This window comes from Streptomyces albicerus, from assembly GCF_008905045.1.
Classification (GTDB): domain Bacteria; phylum Actinomycetota; class Actinomycetes; order Streptomycetales; family Streptomycetaceae; genus Streptomyces; species Streptomyces albicerus.
In genome coordinates, this window is sequence record NZ_VWMY01000016.1 from 127,533 (window position 1) to 147,283 (window position 19,751).

The 19,751-nt window shown below is 68.7% G+C and carries 16 protein-coding genes; 14 read left to right on the forward strand and 2 right to left on the reverse strand.

The window, feature by feature from the left end; all coding sequences use genetic code 11:
* Positions 1-264 precede the first annotated feature (264 nt).
* The 7 genes from GAS53_RS16280 to GAS53_RS16310 all read left to right on the forward strand — a co-directional run bounded on the left by GAS53_RS16280 (position 265) and on the right by GAS53_RS16310 (position 8,541).
* A complete protein-coding gene (locus GAS53_RS16280; RefSeq protein WP_151478304.1) occupies positions 265-1,269 on the forward strand; it encodes a 2-hydroxyacid dehydrogenase in 1,005 nt (334 codons plus the stop codon).
* Positions 1,270-1,582: 313 nt separating this feature from the next.
* Positions 1,583-3,853 (forward strand): formate C-acetyltransferase, encoded by a 2,271-nt coding sequence (gene pflB / locus GAS53_RS16285; RefSeq protein WP_151478305.1) that lies wholly within the window; start codon positions 1,583-1,585, stop codon positions 3,851-3,853.
* Positions 3,854-3,867: 14 nt separating this feature from the next.
* Positions 3,868-4,596, forward strand: coding sequence for a pyruvate formate-lyase-activating protein (gene pflA / locus GAS53_RS16290; protein WP_151478306.1), 729 nt, complete (start codon positions 3,868-3,870; stop codon positions 4,594-4,596).
* Between the two features lie 281 nt (positions 4,597-4,877).
* Positions 4,878-5,507 (forward strand): hypothetical protein, encoded by a 630-nt coding sequence (locus GAS53_RS16295; protein ID WP_151478307.1) that lies wholly within the window; start codon positions 4,878-4,880, stop codon positions 5,505-5,507.
* 163 nt (positions 5,508-5,670) lie between these two features.
* A complete protein-coding gene (locus tag GAS53_RS16300) occupies positions 5,671-6,576 on the forward strand; it encodes a universal stress protein (RefSeq protein WP_151478308.1) in 906 nt (301 codons plus the stop codon).
* A gap of 28 nt (positions 6,577-6,604) precedes the next feature.
* Positions 6,605-7,627 carry an alcohol dehydrogenase AdhP gene (gene adhP / locus GAS53_RS16305; protein ID WP_151478309.1) on the forward strand — a complete coding sequence of 341 codons (1,023 nt, stop codon included), beginning with the start codon at positions 6,605-6,607 and terminating at the stop codon, positions 7,625-7,627.
* 5 nt (positions 7,628-7,632) lie between these two features.
* Positions 7,633-8,541 (forward strand): universal stress protein, encoded by a 909-nt coding sequence (locus GAS53_RS16310; protein WP_151478310.1) that lies wholly within the window; start codon positions 7,633-7,635, stop codon positions 8,539-8,541.
* A gap of 14 nt (positions 8,542-8,555) precedes the next feature.
* Here the strand turns inward: GAS53_RS16310 and ppk2 are convergent, their stop codons facing one another.
* Complete coding sequence (gene ppk2, locus GAS53_RS16315) at positions 8,556-9,359, reverse strand: polyphosphate kinase 2 (protein WP_151478311.1); 804 nt, start codon at positions 9,357-9,359, stop codon at positions 8,556-8,558.
* 166 nt (positions 9,360-9,525) lie between these two features.
* On the opposite strand from ppk2, the gene GAS53_RS16320 reads away from it, so the two are divergent.
* From GAS53_RS16320 to GAS53_RS16350, 7 genes are all read left to right on the forward strand, one after another.
* Positions 9,526-10,959 (forward strand): wax ester/triacylglycerol synthase family O-acyltransferase, encoded by a 1,434-nt coding sequence (locus GAS53_RS16320; RefSeq protein WP_225858947.1) that lies wholly within the window; start codon positions 9,526-9,528, stop codon positions 10,957-10,959.
* A gap of 335 nt (positions 10,960-11,294) precedes the next feature.
* On the forward strand, positions 11,295-11,516 hold the full coding sequence (locus tag GAS53_RS16325) for a hypothetical protein (RefSeq protein WP_151478312.1): 222 nt from the start codon (positions 11,295-11,297) through the stop codon (positions 11,514-11,516).
* A 25-nt stretch (positions 11,517-11,541) separates the two neighbouring features.
* Complete coding sequence (locus GAS53_RS16330) at positions 11,542-12,450, forward strand: universal stress protein (protein ID WP_225858948.1); 909 nt, start codon at positions 11,542-11,544, stop codon at positions 12,448-12,450.
* Positions 12,451-12,502: 52 nt separating this feature from the next.
* Positions 12,503-13,108 (forward strand): glyceraldehyde 3-phosphate dehydrogenase NAD-binding domain-containing protein, encoded by a 606-nt coding sequence (locus GAS53_RS16335; protein WP_151478313.1) that lies wholly within the window; start codon positions 12,503-12,505, stop codon positions 13,106-13,108.
* A complete protein-coding gene (locus tag GAS53_RS16340; protein ID WP_404829236.1) occupies positions 13,105-13,890 on the forward strand; it encodes an HAD family hydrolase in 786 nt (261 codons plus the stop codon). Before GAS53_RS16335 ends, GAS53_RS16340 begins: the two co-directional genes overlap by 4 nt.
* Entirely contained in the window at positions 13,887-16,268 is a 2,382-nt protein-coding gene (locus GAS53_RS16345) for a glycoside hydrolase family 65 protein (RefSeq protein WP_151478314.1), read from the forward strand. The genes GAS53_RS16340 and GAS53_RS16345 overlap by 4 nt, the downstream gene beginning before the upstream one ends.
* Before the next feature lie 335 nt (positions 16,269-16,603).
* The gene (locus GAS53_RS16350; RefSeq protein ID WP_151478315.1) at positions 16,604-18,553 is read left to right on the forward strand and encodes an ATP-binding protein; all 1,950 of its coding nucleotides are present in this window, start codon (positions 16,604-16,606) and stop codon (positions 18,551-18,553) included.
* Between the two features lie 107 nt (positions 18,554-18,660).
* Here GAS53_RS16350 and GAS53_RS16355 read toward each other — a convergent pair whose 3' ends face one another.
* The gene (locus GAS53_RS16355; protein ID WP_151478316.1) at positions 18,661-19,698 is read right to left on the reverse strand and encodes a hypothetical protein; all 1,038 of its coding nucleotides are present in this window, start codon (positions 19,696-19,698) and stop codon (positions 18,661-18,663) included.
* Positions 19,699-19,751: the final 53 nt, after the last annotated feature.

Below are 19,751 nucleotides of genomic sequence, written 5' to 3' on the forward strand. Positions count from 1 at the left end.
GGGGCTGTCCGGGGCCTGGTCGAGGGCCGTTCGGCCCCGATTCGCCGTGCCAGGTCCGCGCTGGCCATGCTGCGCACCTCTGCCGCCTCGGAACTCACCCGTGCTATCGACGGCACGGTGGTCGCCTGCGAGATTGGCCGAGATGCAGGTCTATGCCTCCACGCGCTCAGGCTGGAGCGTCGTCACCGGCCGGGCTCGCGTAGTGAGCGACCGCGTCGAACACTGCCTACGCTCGGGACGAAACCGAACCAATGGAGGCCGCGCGTGGAGATCGTCGCCTACGGAGTTCTCGCCGACGAAAGGCCGCTCCTCGCCGACGCGATCGACCGGACTTTCCATGGCCGTCACCGGATGCGAGGGCTGGAGCTGTTCCTGGACCGGGACACCGTCCCGACCGGCGTCGGCCACGAGATCGTCCTCAGCAGCGTCAACGACACTCTCGACGCGGACGTCCTGCGCACCCTCGCCGAGGGCGGCACACGGATGATCGCCCAGCGTGCCACCGGCTACAACAACATCGATCTGACGGCCGCCGCGACGCTCGGGCTCACGGTCGCCCGAGTCTCGTCCTACTCGCCGTACTCGGTCGCCGAGTTCGCCTGGACGCTCGCGCTCGCCGTCAACCGCAGGATCGTCCGAGCGGCGCACCGCACCCGCGAGTTCGACTTCAGACTCGACGGCCTGATGGGCCGTGACTTCCACGGCCGCACCGCCGGCATCCTGGGCACCGGCAAGATCGGCACGGCGTTCGCCCGCATCGCTCACGGCTTCGGGATGCGCCTGCTCGGCCGGGACATCGCGCCCAGCCCCGAGTGCGTCGAGCTTGGCATGGAGTACGTCGGACGCGACCGGCTCTTCGCCGAGTCCGACTTGATCAGCCTGCACGTGCCACTCCTGCCCGACACCCATCATCTGGTCGATCCCAAGGCCCTGGCACTGATGAAGGACGACGCGATCCTCGTCAACACCAGCCGCGGCGGCCTGGTCGACACCGACGCGCTGCTGGAGACCCTGCGGGCCGGGCGGCTGAGCGGCGTGGGACTGGATGTGTACGAGGAGGAGGCGGGGGTCTTCTTCCTCGACAAGTCCCTCGAGGTGATGACGGACGAACGGCTCGCCCGGCTGATGACCTTCTCCAACGTGCTTGTCACCTCCCACCAGGCGTACTTCACCCGCGACGCGGTCGCGCAGATCGCCGAGACCACCGCGCGCAACGTCGAGGACTACCTGGCGGGCCGCACCAGCGAGAACACACTCACCGCTCCCTGACCGGCGACGGCTACGGCCGCGCCGAGCGCTGGGCCCCGCTGGTCTGGTTGCCGCGGTGAACATCCCGTCGAGCAGTCCCGGCCGGTCGCGCTTCCGTCTTTTCCCGCTGTTCGGACCCCTTGGGCGAAGGAGGGCCGAACGGCCTCATCGGGTCGGGAACATCGGCCCCGGAACCGCTCGGCGAGAAGGGCCGGACGGTACGGCACCGGGCTCCCGTCGGCCCTGTCCCGAGGTCCGGCGGTGGACGAGCGTGGTGAACGGAGACGTCCGCGGCAGGCTGCGGACGGCATCGTGAACGATCCCGGAGGCAGTGATGACGGCGGTGGCCCCGACAAACGTGAAGGCACCCGAACCAGCGTCGGAGGCGTGGCACGGTTTCTCAGGCGGGCGCTGGCGCGACCGCATCGACGTGCGCGACTTCATCCAGGCCAACTACACCCCGTACGAAGGGAACCCGGCCTTCCTGACGGGCCCGACGGAGCGCACCCGCGCCGTGTGGAACAAGGTCAGCGCCCTGTTCCCGGAGGAGCGGCGGCGGGGGATCCTGGCCGTCGACCCCGCGACCCCGTCGACGATCACCTCGCACGTGCCCGGGTACATCGACCGTGAGAGGGAGCTGATCGTCGGCCTGCAGACCGACTCCCCGCTGAAGCGGGCGATCATGCCCAACGGCGGTCTGCGCATGGTCGAGAACAGTCTGCGCGCGTACGGCTACGAGCCCGACCCCTTTGTCACGAGGGTCTTCGGCAGCTACCGCAGGACCCACAACGACGGTGTTTTCGACGCGTACACCCCCGAGATGCGCGCGGCCCGCAAAGCCGGAATCATCACCGGGCTGCCCGACGCCTACGGGCGCGGCCGAATCATCGGTGACTACCGGCGCGTTGCCCTGTACGGCACCGCCCGCCTGAGCGAGGCCAAGCGGGACGAACGCGCCCTGCTGGACGCCCGCCCCTCCACCTCCGAGGTCATCCGTGACCGTGAGGAACTCGCCGAGCAGATGCGGGCACTGGGCGAGCTGACCGAGATGGCAGCCTCGTACGGATGTGACGTCTCCCGCCCCGCCGCCACCGCTCACGAAGCCGTCCAGTGGCTCTACCTCGGGTATCTGGCCGCGGTGAAGGAGCAGAACGGCGCCGCGATGTCGCTGGGCCGCACCTCGACGTTCCTGGACGTCTACCTCCAGCGTGACCTGGAAGAGGGCCACATCGACGAGATCCGGGCCCAGGAGCTGATCGACGACTTCGTGATCAAGCTGCGGATCGTACGGTTCCTGCGCACCCCCGAGTACGACGCCCTGTTCTCCGGCGACCCGACCTGGGTGACCGAGTCCATCGGCGGCATCGGCGCCGACGGACGCCCCCTCGTCACCCGTACCTCCTTCCGCTTCCTACAGACGCTCTACAACCTCGGCCCGGCGCCCGAACCGAACCTCACCGTGCTCTGGTCGCCCCAACTGCCCGAGGGCTTCAAGCAGTTCTGCGCGAAGGTCTCCATCGACACCAGCGCCGTCCAGTACGAGTCCGACGACCTGATGCGCCCGCGCACCGGCGACGACACCGCGATCGCCTGCTGTGTCTCGGCGATGGCGGTCGGCAGGCAGATGCAGTTCTTCGGCGCGCGGGTCAACATGGCCAAGGCCCTGCTGTACGCGATCAACGGCGGCCGGGACGAGATGACCGGCGAGCAGATCGCCCCCGAGGCGCCTTCGCTGGCCGGCGAGTACCTGGAGTACGCCGAGCTGAAGGCGGCGTACGACCGGATGCTGGACTGGCTGGCCGCCACCTACGTCAACACGCTCAACGTCATCCACTTCATGCACGACAAGTACGCCTACGAGCGCATCGAGATGGCGCTGCACGACCACCCCGTGCACCGCTTCATGGCCTGCGGCATCGCAGGGCTCTCGGTGGCGGCCGACAGCCTGTCCGCCGTGAAGTACGCCCGGGTGAAGGTGGAGCGGGACGACACCGGGCTGGCCGTCGACTACGAGATCGAGGGCGACTACCCGGCCTACGGCAACAACGACGACCGTGTCGATGCCATCGCCGTCGACCTGGTGAAGTCCTTTATGGCGAAGGTGCGCGAACATCCCACCTACCGGAACGCGGAGCACACACAGTCGGTGCTGACCATCACCTCCAACGTGGTGTACGGCCAGCACACCGGGAACACCCCCGACGGCCGCCGCACCGGACAGCCCTTCGCCCCCGGCGCGAACCCTATGAACGGCCGGGACCGGCACGGCGTGGCCGCCTCCGCGCTCTCGGTCGCCAAGCTCCCGTACGAACAGGCCCGCGACGGCATCTCGCTGACCACGACGATCACCCCGGAAGGGCTGGGGCATGCGCCCGCCGAGCGCGTCGGCCATCTGGTCGGCATCCTCGACGCGTACACGGCCTCCGGCGGCTTCCACATGAACGTCAACGTCCTGGACCGGGCCACGCTGGAGGACGCCATGGAGCACCCGGAGAAGTACCCGGAGCTGACCATCCGGGTCTCCGGCTACGCCGTCAACTTCGTCCGCCTGACGCGCGAGCAGCAGCTCGACGTGATCAGCCGCACCTTCCACGGAACGCTGTGAGAACGGTGAAGACGATGACCACCGGCCGGATCCACTCCTGGGACCTGTCCACCGGCGTGGACGGTCCAGGGACCCGGTTCGTCCTCTTCGTCAACGGCTGCCCGCTGCGCTGCCTGTACTGCGCCAACCCCGACACCTGGCACATGCGGGACGGACGAGAGGCCACGGTCGACGAGGTGATGACGGAGATCGAGAAGTACCGGACCTTCGTCACCACGGCCGGGGGAGGGGTGACCGTCACCGGCGGCGAGCCGCTGCTCCAGCCCACCTTCACCGCCGCGGTCCTGCGCCGCTGCAAGGAAGCCGGACTGCACACCGCGCTCGACACCTCCGGCTTCCTCGGCCGGCGCGCCACCGACGAACTCCTCGCCGACACCGACCTGGTGCTCCTGGACATCAAGGCCTTCGAGATCGCCACGTACCGGAAGCTGACCGGCGGTGAACTCGCTCCCACGCTCAATTTCGCCACTCGCCTCGACCGCCTCGGCATCCCCGTGTGGATCCGCTACGTCCTCGTCCCCGGCTGGAACGACGACCCCGAAGCGGTCGACGGGCTCGCCCGCTTCGTCGCCGGCCTCGGCAACGTCGACCGGGTGGACGTCCTGCCGTTCCACAAGCTCGGCGCCTCGAAGTACGAAGGCCTCGGCATCCCCTTCCCGCTGCGCGACAACCCCGTCCCCGAACCGGCGTTGACCGAGCGGGTCCGCGAGCAGTTCAGGGAGCACGGACTCGTGGCGTACTGAGCGTCGCCGTGGCATGGAGCTCCTCTCGCCGTCCGGCCTTCGGGGTCCACGAGTGACCGCACGGACGCGATGGGCCTTACCGGCCCGGACGCGCCCCGGTACCGGGCGGCCACGCCCTCTTCGGAACCGAGCGCCAGACATCCAACTAGCCCTGTCGAAGGGGCCGTTCGGCCCCACCGCTGCGGACCTTCGGCATCCGGCGAAGCCCCTCCCGCACCACAAGAGTGAGGGGTGTCAGAGACCGACCCCGACATCATCCGATTCCCGAAGGGATCACCACCATGGCCGTGCACGAGCACCCTCACCGGCGACCGGGGTTCCACCTGCCCTCCTGGCGGGGGCACCGGACCGCACCCACCTCTGAGTCCGCAGTGTCGGCGAGGACCGACACGGCCACCCTGCGGGCCTACGCCTTCGCGTCGCTGCGGCTGCTGACCGGGTTCGCCTTCCTGTGGGCCTTCCTCGACAAGACCTTCGGCTTCGGCTACGCCACCCCGTCAGGCAAGGGCTGGATCGACGACGGCTCGCCCACCAAGGGCTTCCTGAGCGGCGTCGCGGCGGGGCCGATGGAGTCCACCTTCCACTCCTGGGCCGGCGACACCTGGGCCGACTGGCTGTTCATGGCCGGTCTGCTCGGCGTCGGGCTCGCCCTGATCGGGGGAATCGCCCTGCGTCTGGCCGCCCTTGCCGGCACCGCGATGATGGCACTGATGTGGATCGCCGAATGGCCGCCCGCCCAGCACCTCTCCGACGGAGCGCCCAGCATGTCCACGAACCCGTTCGTGGACTACCACGTCATCTACGCCGTCGCCCTGATCGCCCTCGCCCTGGCCTCGGCCGGCGATACGTGGGGAGTCGGCAAGCTCTGGGCCCGGCTGCCGTTCGTGCGCCACAACGGCTGGCTGCGCTGACCGCTGTGGGGGCCGCGGGGAACCCCGCGGCCCCCACCGGCCGCCACCAGGCCCATGCGTGCACAGAGCCGACCGGCCCCCCGCCGAGGACCTGCGGCCCCTGCACCACGACCACTTCCTGCCACGACGCTGGAATCAGATCCCCTCTCCAGGAGGTATCACCATGTCCCGCACCGTCACCGTCGGCCTCGACGGTTCCCCCGAGAGCCGCGCCGCCGCAGAATGGGCGGCCCGCGAGGCAAAGCTCTGCGGACTGCCGCTGAAGCTGGTCAACGTCTGGGAGGCGGTACCGGATCCCATCGCGCAGGCCCCGCTTCTCGGCGCCGAGACACAGCAGCACTGGACCGAGCGGATTCCTCGTGAGGCGGCCGACGGCATCCGGCTGCGCCACCCCGGGTTGGACGTCACCGTGGAGCAGCTGAACGGTCGGCCCAGCGAGGTGCTGCTGGACGCCGCCAAAGACACCGAACTGCTGGTGCTCGGTTCCCGGGGCCTGAGTGGGATCGGCGGATTCATGGTCGGTTCCGTCGGCCTGGCCGTCGTCGCCCACACCGAGCGCCCGGTCGTCCTCGTACGGGCCGGGGAACAGGCCGCCGACGAGCACACGATGGATCCGGCGGGGATTCCCTCCGCCGCGGCCCCGTACCGTCCCGTCGTCCTGGGGCTCGACGTCGAAAGCCCCGACGACTCGGTGATCGAGTTCGCCTTCGAGGCGGCCGCACGCCGTGCCACCGCCCTGCGCGTCGTCCACAGCTGGAATCTGCCGCCCTACTTCGCCTACGGACTGCCCGCCGACCCCGGGCTCAACGCCGAACTCGCCAAGCAGGACGCCACAGCCCTCACCGAGGCGCTGCGCCCCTGGCGGCAGAAGTACCCGGCCGTCGAGGTCGTCGAGCGGTCCCGGTCCGGCAGGGCGGCCGACCACTTGGTGGACGCTGCCCGCGAAGCCTCCCTGGTCGTCGTCGGACGCCGGATCCGCCGTTCACCGTTCGGTGCCCACGTGGGGCCGATCACTCACGCCGTCCTCCACCACGCCATCGCCCCCGTCGCCGTCGTCCCGCACGACTGACCACCGACAACCCGAGGAGAGACAGACCATGAAGGCAGCAGTCGTACGAGCCTTCGGCGAGCCCCTGGTCATCGAGGACCGCCCCGATCCCAAGCCCGGCCCCGGCCAGGTCCGCATCCGCATCGAGGCCTCCGGGCTGTGCCACACCGACATCCACGCCGCGCACGGCGACTGGCCCGTCAAGCCGAACCCGCCGTTCGTCCCCGGCCACGAAGGCGTCGGCATAGTGGAGGCGCTGGGAGACGGCGTCACGCATCTGACCGTCGGTACACGCGTCGCCGTCCCCTGGCTCGGCAAGGCCTGCGGGCGCTGCGAGCACTGCCTCTCGGGCTGGGAGACGCTGTGCGAGCAGCAGATCAACACCGGCTACGGATGCGACGGTGGTTACGCCGAGAAGATGCTCGCCTGGGCCGACTTCGCCCAGCCGGTGCCCGAGGGCATCTCCCCGCGTGACGCCGCGCCGCTGACCTGCGCCGGTGTCACCACATACAAGGCACTCAAGGTCGCCCAGGTCCGCCCCGCCCAACTCGTGGCGATCTCCGGCGTCGGCGGCCTCGGTCATCTCGCCGTTCAGTACGCCAAGATCGCCGGTGCGACCGTGGCCGCCATCGACGTCACGGACGCCAAGCTGGAACTCGCCCGCGAACTCGGCGCGGACATCCTGATCGACGCCCGCAAGGAGGACCCGGCCGAGGTGCTCCAGCGGCACGGTGGCGCGCACGCCGTGCTGGCCTGCGCCGTCAACGAGGCCGCGTTCGCCGCCGCGTACGGCGGGCTGCGGCGCGGCGGCAGGCTCGTCATGGTCGCGCTCCCGGCGGGCGGCACCATCCAGCTGCCGATCTTCGACACCGTACTCAAGGGCGTCAGCGTCATCGGCTCCATCGTCGGTACACGGCAGGACCTGGACGAGGTGTTCCGGCTGCACGCCGCCGGCCGCACTCGGGTGATCTCCGCTTCCCGCCCGCTGGCCTCGGTCAACGAGTCCTTCGAGGACGTCCTGCACGGCCAGGTCGACGCCCGGATCGTCTTCGAGTTCCCCGAAGGAAGGTGAGGACGATGGAGCTGCCCCTGGTCGTGGGCGTCGACGGATCGGAGCCCAGCCTGCGCGCCGTGGCCTGGGCAGCGGACGAGGCCGCCCTGCGCGGGGTTCCCCTGCGCATCGTGTACGCCTCACTGTGGGAGCGCTACGAAGGGGCCGCGCTCGCCGAGGGCCTTGGCAGATCCTCGGAACAGGTGCTGGACGACAAGATCGTCGAGGCGGCCGCGGAGCGCGCCCACCGTCGCGAGGTGGACTTGAAGGTTTCCACCGAGGTGCTGCCCGACGGGCCCGTCCGCGCCCTGCTGCGCGAGGGACGGAACGCCTCCGCGCTGGTCGTCGGGTCGCGTGGCCGCAGCGGCATCGCGGAGCTGCTGCTCGGTTCGGTCAGCCTCGCGGTCGCCGCCGGCGCCGACTGCCCAGTGATCGTGCTGCGCGGCAGCCACCACAACCAGGCCAGGCCCGGGATCGACCAGCGCATCGTGCTGGGCGTCGGCGAGGACCAGCAGAACGCGGCGGCCGTTGACTTCGCCTTCCAGGAGGCGGCCGACCGGTACGCCACTCTGCGGGCCGTACGAGCCTGGAGGTGTCCCGCGCACGAGCCCCTTGACCATCCTCCCCCAGACTCCGTCCGGGGGTGCCCCCAACTGACCGGAGACCCCGCCCACCACTACGAGCAGCTGGCCACGGAGACTCTGGAGGCCGCGCTGCGTGACGCCGCGCGGAACCACCCCTCCGTGCAGGTGCGTCGGCGGACCGTCGAGGGTCCCGCCGGCAGGGTGCTGGTGGACGCCTCGGCCACCGCCGATCTGCTGGTGGTCGGCGCCCAGCGTCGTCACGGGCACTTCGGACTCCAGCTCGGCCGGGTCGCCCACGCGGTCCTGCACCACTCCGCCTGCCCGGTCGCCGTCGTACCGCAGCGCGTGTGAACCTCGTGACCGGCTCAGAGGCTCGCCGAGTGGTCCGGGACGTATGTCTGTAGGTCACGCGGCGGGCGCTGGTAGCCGGTCGACGGCGGCCGCTGCGGCAGCTCCAGCACCGGCGGCGGCACCTCGTGATACGGAACCGAGCCCAGTAGATGGGCGATCATGTTCAGCCGCGCCCGGCGCTTGTCGTCACTCTCGACGACGAACCACGGCGCCTCCGAGATGTCCGTGTGCACCAGCATCTCGTCCTTCGCCCGGGAGTACGCCTCCCAGCGGGTGATCGACTCCAGGTCCATCGGCGACAGCTTCCAGCGTCGCGTCGGATCCTTCAGCCGTCGCCGGAACCGTTCCTGCTGCACCGCGTCACTCACCGAGAACCAGTACTTGCGCAGCAGGATCCCCTCCTCCACCAGCATCCGCTCGAAAATCGGGCACTGGCGCAGGAACAGTTGATACTCCTCCTTCGTGCAGAAACCCATCACGTGCTCGACACCGGCGCGGTTGTACCAGCTTCGGTCGAACAGCACGATCTCCCCGGCGGCGGGCAGATGCTCGACATACCGCTGGAAGTACCACTGCGTGCGCTCGCGCTCGGTCGGCTTGGGCAGCGCCACGGTCCGCGCGACACGCGGATTGAGATGCTCGGAGGCCCGCTTGATGGTGCCGCCCTTGCCCGCCGCGTCCCGTCCTTCGAAAACCACGACAAGCCTCGCGCCCTCGGTTCGCACCCACTCCTGGAGCTTCACCAGTTCCGTCTGTAGACGGAGCAGTTCCTGCTCGTACGTCTTGCGCGGCAACGACGTCGCCTTCTCGTCGGCCATGTTGTCTCCTCCGCTCCCGGCGCCCGGCGCCCCCGTACGTCCCGGCGCGTCCCCGCCGCATACCGGTGCTCACGGTTGACTCCACGTTTCACCGCAAGTGAGGCAAGCGTGACAATGGAGTCTCGCAGATTTGTTCCTGACCCTCGTCCTGGACGGAGGTGGGATCATGAACAGTTCCCGCGGAGTGCCCAAGCCTGACCAGCCCGGGTCACAACCGGCGATCATGGAACGGTTGAGCCCGCAGGATCTCATGATGCTGTGGCCGGATGATCTCGGCTGGCCCGAGGTCATAGGAGTCCTCGCCGTCCTCGATGGCACCAGGCTGCTCGATCCGGACGGTCGCTTCCGGGTCGAGACGGTGCGTGATGTGATCGGAAGCCGTCTGCCTTTGGTCCCCCGGTTCCGCCAGCTGCTCTACACACCTCGGCGGGGGCTGGGCCGGCCACTGTGGGTCGATGCTCGATCCTTCGATCTCACCGAGCACGTACGGGTCTTCCCACTCGCCGCTCCCCCGGATGAGGCGCGGCTTCTTCGCACTGTCGAGCAGCTGCGCGCTCTCCCGCTGGATCGGTCACGGCCGCTGTGGGAGATGTGGTTCCTGCCCGGCCTGGCGAGTGATCAGGTAGCCATGTTCATCAAGGTGCACCACACCATCGCCGACGGCGCGGCGGGCGTGGCTCTGCTCGGCACGTTCCTCGATCCGAGCGCCGATGCGCCCACGATCGATGCCGGCCCTTGGACCCCGGCGCCTATGCCGTCCAGCCGCGACCTGTTCGAGGACAACCTTCGTCGGCGCGTTCAGGCGGCCGAAGGCACGGCGTCAAAGCTTCGCCGGCTCCCCGCCACATGGCACCGGGTCCGGGAGAGGTGGCCAGCGGTACGGGAGAGCTACCTCAAGAAGCGGGCTCCCCGAACCAGCTTCAATATCCCGATCGGCCCGCACCGTAGGCTGGCGATCATCCGAAACAGCCTCGACGCCGCCAAGCAGATCGCTCACAACCACGAAGTGAAACTCAACGATGTCCTGCTGTCGGCCACGGCCGGAGGCCTGCGCGAGCTGCTGCGCAGCCGTGAGGAACGCGTCGAGGATCTGGTCCTGCGGGCCTTTGTGCCCGTCTCACTCCACCAGGAGAAGCCTGGCCAGGTGCGAGGCAACCAGGACGGGATGATGTTTGTGCCGCTCCCGATCGGTGAGGCCGATCCTGTTCGCAGGCTCCAGCTGATCGCCGCGGCGAGCGCCGAACGGAAGAAGTACGTCGTTCGTCCGTCCGAAGGCATCGTCACGCGTAACGGTGTCCTCCAACGGGCCATGTGGCGCAGTCTCGCCCGCCAACGCTGGGCGAACGTGTACGTCGGCGACATCTTCGGCCCCCCGATGCCCCTCTACCTCGCGGGGGCACGGGTGACCGGGATGTTCCCCGTGGTGCCGATCACCGGGAACTTCACGCTTGCCGTCGCCGCGCTCACCTACGCCGGGCAGTTCAACATCACCGTCGTCGCCGACGCGAACGCCTGCCCCGACGTCGAGGTCTTCGCCGAGGGCGTGCGGAACTCTCTGCAGGCACTGCGGCCGTCCGGAGCTCGTGCTGACGCGCGGTGATAGCCGGGGACGCATCGGCGGGCACCTCGCGACTGGCCACCTCCGGTGAAGGTGAACCGGTCGGCGGTGTCGCGTACGACGCCGTGCACGCAGCGGCAGCAGCACGAGCCGACCGAGCGCGGTGGCGGGGAAGCGCGCGGACCGGATTTGCTGCACGGTGGTCAGCGCCGCGGTGATCTCGGGGACGCGCAGGCGTAGCGGCCCGCCTCTGTCCGGCCACAAGGGCCGTCCGGCACGGGATTGCGCACCGTTCGGCTCAAGTGCCCTGCTTCACAGCGGAGTTGGATGAAAGCGAAGGAACTTTTCGATGCTTTTCCCCACAGGAGGTGAGAGCAGTGCGTACGACTCTCACGCCGGAGTTCTATCGGCTGTTCGCCGTACTGCTCATCGCGGCCATGGCTGTGACGTTCGTCGTGGCCGCAGTGGCGGACGCGGTTCTCGTGCGGCTGCTGCGTCGTCTGCCCACTCGTCGGCAGCCGGACCGCGAAACAGTGCCGAACGGCCCCGACAAGGGTCGAACCGCCCCTCCTACCGACCGGACGCCGGTGCGACGGTGAACGTGGTCCCCCCGACCGGGGCGGGATGTCCGAGGCCGAACTGAAGGCGGTGGCGATGATGGAACTTCCCCTGGTCGTGGGTGTCGACGGATCGGAGTCCAGCCTCCGCGCGACGGACTGGGCGGTGGACGAGGCGGCCCGCCACGGCCTGCCGCTCCGGCTGGTGCACGCTTTTCTCTGGGAGCGCTACGAAGGCGTCGAGCTCGGGAGCGACCTCGGTCGGCCCTCCGGGCAGGTCCTCGCCGAGAACATCGTCGGATCCGCGATGGAACGCGCCCGGCGGCGCAACCCTGCCGTGAAGGTCTCCACCGAGCTGGTGCCCGAAGAAGCGGTGTCCGCGTTGTTGCTGGAGGGCCGCAACGCCGCGGCGCTGGTGACGGGCTCGCGTGGCCGCGGCGAGCTGACGGGACTGCTCCTCGGTTCGGTCGGCTTGGCTGTGGCGGCCCGGGCCCACTGCCCGGTGATTGTGGTCCGCGGCGACAAGGTCGCCGTGGAGGGCACGCACGAGCGGATTCTGCTCGGCGCCGGGGACCCCGACGTGAGCGGTGAGGCGGTGCGTTTCGCGTTCCGTGAGGCCGCGGCCCGTGCGTGCACGCTCGATGTCGTGCGAGCCTGGCGCTGCCCCGCGCACGAGACCACGGACCATCCGACGCTGGCCGACGAACCGGCGCGGTACCACGAGGAGCGGGCTTCGGCCCTGCTGGACGCGGTACTCCACGACGCCGTCGCGGACCATCCGGACATGCGGGTGTGCCGCACGACGGTCGAGGGACCGGCCCGCAAGGTTCTGCTGCACCGCTCCGCCGCCGCTGACCTGGTGGTCCTCGGGGCCCGGCGCAGGCACGGCCACTTCGGTCTCCAGCTCGGCCGGGTGGGCCACACGCTGCTGCATCACGCGGACTGCCCGGTGGCGATCGTGCCGCAACCGGTGTGACGGTGGAAAACGCCCCCGTACACACCTCGTCTCTACTCCTCAGGAGTTATCCATGGCTGTCCGAGTGGGCATCACCGGATTCGGCCGCATCGGCCGCAACTACCTGCGTGGGGCGCTGGACCGGGCCGAGACCGGCAGCCGGCAGGTCGAGGCGGTGGCCACCGACATGGCCCCGCCCCGCGCGCTCGCCCATCTCCTCGAGTACGACTCGCTGTACGGGCGGATCAGCCTGAAGGTCGAGTACGACGACACGTCGATCACCGTCGACGGACAGCGCATCGCCGTCACGGCGGAGCGCGACCATGCCGCCCTCGGCTGGAGCGAGCACGCCGGGGACGTCGTCATGGAATCGACGGGCCACTTCCGCGACCGCGACTCCGCTGCCCCGCATCTGAAGGCGGGCGGCCGCAACGTGCTGATCTCGGTCCCAGGCAAGGGAGGCGACGTGACTGTGGTCATGGGCGTCAACGAGGATGCTTACGACTCGGCCCCGATCGTCTCCCGCGACGTGATCGGCGATTCCGCCTCCTGCGTCTTCGACGCGGCCCTGACTCAGGCGCACGGCGACCTGGTGAAGGTCTTCGGCTGGTACGACAACGAGTGGGGCTCCAGCAACCGGCTGCCCGACCTCACCCGCTACGTGGCGGAACGGCTGTGACCCCCCCGCCCGCCCGTTCCGGGAAGTCCGGGAAGTCCCTGGGCGCGATCGCACCCGCGCTGCGGCACGTCCGGGCCGTTGTCCTCGACACCGACGGAGTGATCACCGACTCGGCGAAGGTGCACGCGGCCGCGTGGAAGACCGCCTTCGACGCCTTCCTGCGCGACCATCCGCCCGAGGATCCCAACCAGCGGCGCCCGTTCGACACGGGAGACGACTATCTGAGGTACGTGGACGGCAAGTCCCGCCTCGACGGCGCCGCGGCCTTCCTCGCCTCGCGCGGTCTCGATCTGCCCGCCGAGACGGTGCGTGACGTCGCCGCCGACAAGGAGCGACTGTTCACCGAGCGGCTGCGCGGGCAGGGCATCGACGCCTACCCGGGGACGGTGCAGCTGCTGCACGCCCTGAGGCGCGAGGCGATGCCCCTCGCGGCGGCCTCCGCATCGCGCCACGCCCGTGAACTCCTCACCAGGGCCGACGTACTCCACCTCTTCGACGCGCTGGTCGACGGCGGCGAGGCGGCCCGGCTCGGCTTGCCGGGCAAACCGCAGCCCGACCTCTTCCTGGAAGCGGTCCGCCGGCTCGGCGTTCCCCCCGACCGCGCGGCCGTCGTCGAGGACGCCCTGGCAGGGGTGGAGGCGGGCCGGCGGGGCGGCTTCGCTCTGGTCATCGGCGTGGATCGCACGGCCGGTCCGGGTACTCGGGACAGGCTCCTGCGGCACGGCGCCCACATCGTCGTACGTGACCTGGGAGAACTGATCGAGGCAGGAGCACCGACGTGACAGGCTGGACATGGGACTACGAGGGTTACGACCCTGCGGACGAGAGACTCAGGGAGTCCCTGTGCACGCTGGGCAACGGTTACTTCGCCACCCGCGGAGCCATCCCCGAGTGCACGGCCGACGACGTGCACTACCCGGGCACGTATGCGGCGGGTTGCTACAACCGGCTCACCTCCGACGTGGCGGGACGCCGGGTCGAGAACGAGGACATGGTCAACCTGCCCAACTGGCTGCCACTCCGCTTCCGCCTGCGCGGCGACCAAGGCCCGGGACCGTGGCTCACTCCGGACACCGCGAGGCTCCTCCAACACCGCCAGACCCTCCACCTGTCCTCCGGCATGCTGGAGCGCCGAACGCGGTACTCCGACGACGAGGGCCGCACCCTGGCCGTGCGCCAACTGCGCATCGTGCACATGGCCGACCCTCACCTGGCGGCCCTGCGCACCGAGTTCACGGCGGAGAACTTCTACGGGGAACTCGACGTCGAGGTGGCCCTCGACGGCACCGTCACCAACGCCGGGGTGCCGCGCTACTGGGACCTGGACGGCCGCCACCTCACCCACGTGCATACCGACACCGCCGCCCCGGACACGGTGTGGCTGCGCTGCCGTACCCGTACCTCCGACATCCGCATCGGCATGGCGGCCCGTCTCACCGCGGACGCGTCGGTCACGACCCGGCACGGGCCGCTGCGAGCCACCCAGCGGACACGGGTCCACCTGACTGCGGGCCGTACTGTCACCGTCGACAAGACCGTCGCCCTGCACACCTCGCACGACCCGGCGATCAGCGACCCGCTGCGCGCGGCGATCGACCGGGTGATCGGGGCGCCCGGCTTCGACGACCTGCTGGAATCGCACATCACGGCATGGGACCAGCTCTGGCGCCGGGCCGACCTGGAGGTGCCCAACGAGGCGGGCAGCATCCTGCGGCTGCACCTCTTCCACGTGCTCCAGACGCTCTCCCCGCACACCGCCGACCTCGACGTGGGCGTACCGGCCAGGGGGCTGCACGGCGAGGCGTACCGCGGGCATGTCTTCTGGGACGAGCTGTTCGTGCTGCCGTATCTCAACCTGCACTTTCCCGAGGTGTCCCGCGCCCTGCTCCACTACCGCCACCGGCGCCTGGAACAAGCCTGCTCCGCCGCTCGCGCCATCGGGCGCACCGGTGCGCTCTACCCCTGGCAGAGTGGCAGCGACGGCCGCGAGGAGACCCAGGAGCTGCACCTCAACCCGCGCTCCGGGCGCTGGCTGCCCGACCACTCCCGCCTCCAGCACCACGTCGGCTCGGCCGTCGCCTACAACGTGTGGCAGTACTGCGAGGCGAGCGGAGACACCGAGTTCCTGCACACCAAGGGCGCCGAGATGCTCTTGCAGATCGCCCGCTTCTGGGCGGACTCGGCGACGTACGACGAGAGCCTCGGGCGGCACCGCATCCGCGGCGTGGTCGGACCCGACGAGTACCACGACGCCTACCCCGGTGCGGAGAAGCCCGGCCTCGACGACAACGCGTACACGAACGTCACGGCCGCCTGGGTACTGGCCCGCACGCTCGACGTGCTCCGGACTCTGCCCGAACCGCGCCGACGGGAACTCGTCGAGCGGACGGCTCTGGACGGCGGCGAGCTCGAACTGTGGGAGGACGTGTCCCGCACGCTCCACGTGCCCTTCCACGACGACGTCATCAGCCAGTTCGAGGGCTACGGCGACCTGGCAGAACTCGACTGGGAGGGTTACCGCGAGCAGTACGGCGACATCCGGCGCCTGGACCGGATCCTGGAGGCGGAGGGCGACACGGTCAACCGCTACCAGGCGTCCAAGCAGGCCGACGTCCTCATGCTCGGCTACCTCTTCTCACACGCCGAACTCCAGGGCCTCTTCCGCCGGCTGGGCCACCGCCTCGACGAGGACACCTGGCGGCGCACCGTCGACTACTACCTGCACCGCACCAGCCACGGCTCCACCCTCAGCGGCCTGGTACACGGCTGGGTACTGGCCCGGGCCCGGCGCGCAGAGGCGTGGACGTTCTGCCAGGAGGCACTCAAGGGCGACATCGCCGACCTCCAGGGAGGGACCACGGGCGAGGGAATCCACCTGGGCGCCATGGCGGGCACCCTCGACCTCGTCCAGCGCGGACTCACCGGGCTCGAGACGCGCCAGGGCGCTCTGTGGCTGGACCCGGTTCCGCTGCCGGAGCTGTCCTCCTACGGGTTCGCGCTTCGCTACCAGGGGCACTGGGGCGTGCGGCTGCGCATGGAGCGAGAGAGTCTGGAGATCGCGGTGCCCTCGTCCGACCTGTTGCCCATCGACGTCCGGCTGCCCGACCGTGCGGTCTCCGTGCAGCCGGGGGAGACGTGCCAACTGGTCCTGCCCGACTAGACCCGGACTTCGCAGGTCACCGATTCAGGTTGTGGGCCAGCGGGTTCGTGTGATGCCGGTGTCGAGGAGGTGGAGTTGGACAGCCCTCGCCCAGCAGCGGAGCCTCATTCTGCTGCGGCTACCCCATTGGTGCCTGCGGCAGCTGCGCCAAGGAGTCCGGCTTCACCGTCGTTCCGGTGAGATGGACGGTGCACCAATGGCCACTCCTGGCCGCCCGCGAGCGGCCAGGATCGTACGACACACGTATTGTCACTCGCCCACGGTGACGGCTGTTGACCATCATTGTTGTGAACCGACTATCTGCCGGAACGCTCGCTTATCCGTAAGCTGTCGCGGTGGAGACCAAGCAGGTGCGCGCGGGCCGGGACACGATCCTCGGGTATGTGGAGCGTGCCAGCCCGGTCGACATCCTTGCTGAATTGATCTGGAACGCTCTCGATGCCGAGGCGATGAACATCGAGACGACCGTGGCGATCGGCGCCATGGGTGCCCCCGAAGAGATCGTTGTCCGTGACGACGGGCACGGGATGTCTCACGACCAGGTTCCCGACCTGTTCCTGACGCACGGCGAGTCGTGGAAGCGTGCGTCTGGCTTCTCCCAGAACATCAACCGGCCGCTGCACGGTCAGCTGGGGCGGGGTCGATTCCTTGCCTACGGCATCGCCGAGCGCGTCGAGTGGCGGTCGATCTCGGTCAACGGCGACGCGCTCACTGAGACCGTGATCCACGGAAATCGCGGCGCGCCGAACGAGTTCAGCTTCGATGGACCCTGGCCATCAACCGGGCCGACCGGCACGACCGTTCGCATGGAGACCCGCCAGACCTCACGTGTGGCCAGCATCGCGGACGGCAACATCCACCTGCCGTTGACTGCGCGGCTGGCTGCGTCGCTCTTGGCCCTGCCCGAGGTCAAGGTGCACTACCGCGGGCAACCGCTCAGCCCTCAGGCCCACATCACGCATGACGTCGACCTTGATCTGGACCTTGACCCGGCGACGTTGCACGGCAAGTCCCGGCCTCGGCTCCGCGTCGTCGAATGGTCGGCGGACATGCGATCCAAGACCCTGTACCTGTGCGACGAGCTGGGTGGGGTCGTCACCGATCACAAACTCGGCCGGATGCCACCAGCACCCGTCCACTGGACGGCCTATCTGCAGTGGGAAGGATTCCGGGATCCAGGTCTGATGGGGCCGGCGGATCTCCACGTTCCCGACATCCGGCACGGCGAACTCCTCGCGGTCGCGCAACGAGCGCTCGTCGACTACCTGAATCGTCGCCTGGACGAGGAGAAGGGCAACATTCTCGCCGAGTGGAAAGCCGAGGGGGTCTACCCCTACCAGGGCGAGCCGCGCAGTGCCACCGAAGAGGTGGAGCGGGAGATCTTCGACATCGTCGCGGTGGTGGCGAGCCCAGCCATCGGTCGCGACGTCAAGCAGAAGAAGCTGTCGTTGCGGCTGCTCCAGGAGGCCACCCGCGCAGAGCCCTCTCGCACGAACCGTGTCCTGAACGCGGTGCTCGACCTGACCGATGGCGAACAAGAAGTCCTGTTGGACCTGTTGGAGCGCACCAAGCTCGCCTCTATCGTCCGGGCCGCCCAGACGATAGCGGACCGCTCCGACTTCCTGCAGGGGTTGCGGGGGCTGCTCTACGCCGACGGCACCAAGACCGTGTTCCGTGAGGTCGACCAACTCCACCCGATGCTCGTGAACGAGCCGTGGATTTTCGGCGACGAATGGAATCTGGCCCTGTCGGAAAGTGGGTTGACCCGTGTCGTGCGCACGCTGATCACCCAACGCGACGACGTGGAGTTCGCATCGAGCCCGGTGATCCTGCCTTCCGGCAAACGCGGGCGCGTGGACATGGTCTTCTCCCGCCACCTGCCCGAAAGCGAACGCACCCGACACCTAGTAGTCGAGCTCAAGCGCCCGATGCGTCTGACGATGACCGAGTTCGGCCAGATCAATAATTACGCCTCCGCCATCACCGGTCATCCTGAGGTCCTGGGCACACCGCACGACTGGGAGTTCTGGCTCGTGGGTACCGAAATCGACGACGTCGTGCGCAATCAGTACAGCGACCCCGCCCGCCCTGGCCTCACGACCAATAATCCCCGCTACCGAATCTGGGTCATGACCTGGGGGCAACTGCTCGATCAGGCTGAACGCCGAGTGCAGGCATTCCGCTCCGCGCTTGAACTGGTCTCAACGGACCAGACCAGCCGCGACTACCTCCAGCGTAAACACGCAGAATTCATCCCCCCTCTGACTGCTGGAGGAGGAACCTGACAGCGCGGGGCAGCTCCCTGGAGACGCACAAGGATTCATTGCACGTCCCGTAGACCACCGTGCCGCTCTCGGACTTCCCGTCCTGCGTGTGAAGTTGTACTCCACCGCTACTTCGTTGGCTTGCGTCGTTGCCGGGGCTGTACCGCCTTCCTCGCGGCTTCCTCAGTCCTCTTGCTGAATTCCTCTTCGGTGATTTCCCCACTCCACAGCGCCTGCGACAACTCGATCATCGGCCGTGCCATCTCACCGAGGTCGATACCAAAGAGCATGTGCGAGAAGCCTGTTGGCGCGAGGGCTCGATCCTCTTCGGGCCCGTACCACTCTCGCCTCACATCGTCCCCAGATGGCGGCATGAAAACGACACTGCAAGCACGACTCACCAATCGCGCTCCAGGATGTCCGCTCTCGGCTGCACGCCGATTTACGTCACCGAGCAGTCTCATGAACTCCTCCGGACGGCGCGGCTTGTGACCGCTGACTCGGTGAAGCAGTTCGCGGTCCGCTTGGACAATGGCATCGCGGCCAGAACCTGCGGCAAACACAACCGGCTCATCGGCGGGCATCGCCGTCGTCTCGAAGGCCGACTGGATTCGGCCGGACGAAGGGCCCGCAGGTGATCCCATATTCGTGATGACAACGGCCCACGGGCGTTCTTTGAGGAAGGCACCTGCGAGAAAAGCATGCTGTATGTTGAGGCTCTTTGCTTGTGCGCCGATTCGGGCAGTTGCCTGTTCTCGGAGGTCGATGAGCGTCCCGTCAACCGTGCGGGACTCCCCGCGCAATACCTCGCGCATCCAGGCCGACACATCGAGTGCGCCCACCCGTCCGAGCCCCGTGTAAGAGACGAGAGCTGCACCGTCAGAACCTCGAACAATTACGTGCTTGACACTGCTGTCCGTGATCACTTTTCCACCCGGGTGCTGGGTTAACCGGTGATCTGTGCTCGCCCAGACCCCGTTCGGCGTTACCAGTGTGATTACCAATGTCATCTCGTCACCTTCCTGCTTTATGTCTCGGAGCACGAAACGATGATGCCGGTACCCCCGCGCCTCAGCGCCTGAGGCACGGGGAGGACTGTTGTGGTGGCCGAAGACGAAGCGCCCGGTGCCAATCGGCTGGAGATTTCCCGACACCAGTACGGTCACGGAGGCGGCGACGTCAGGTCCCTCGGACGATGAGGATGGTGTTCAGAGCAACT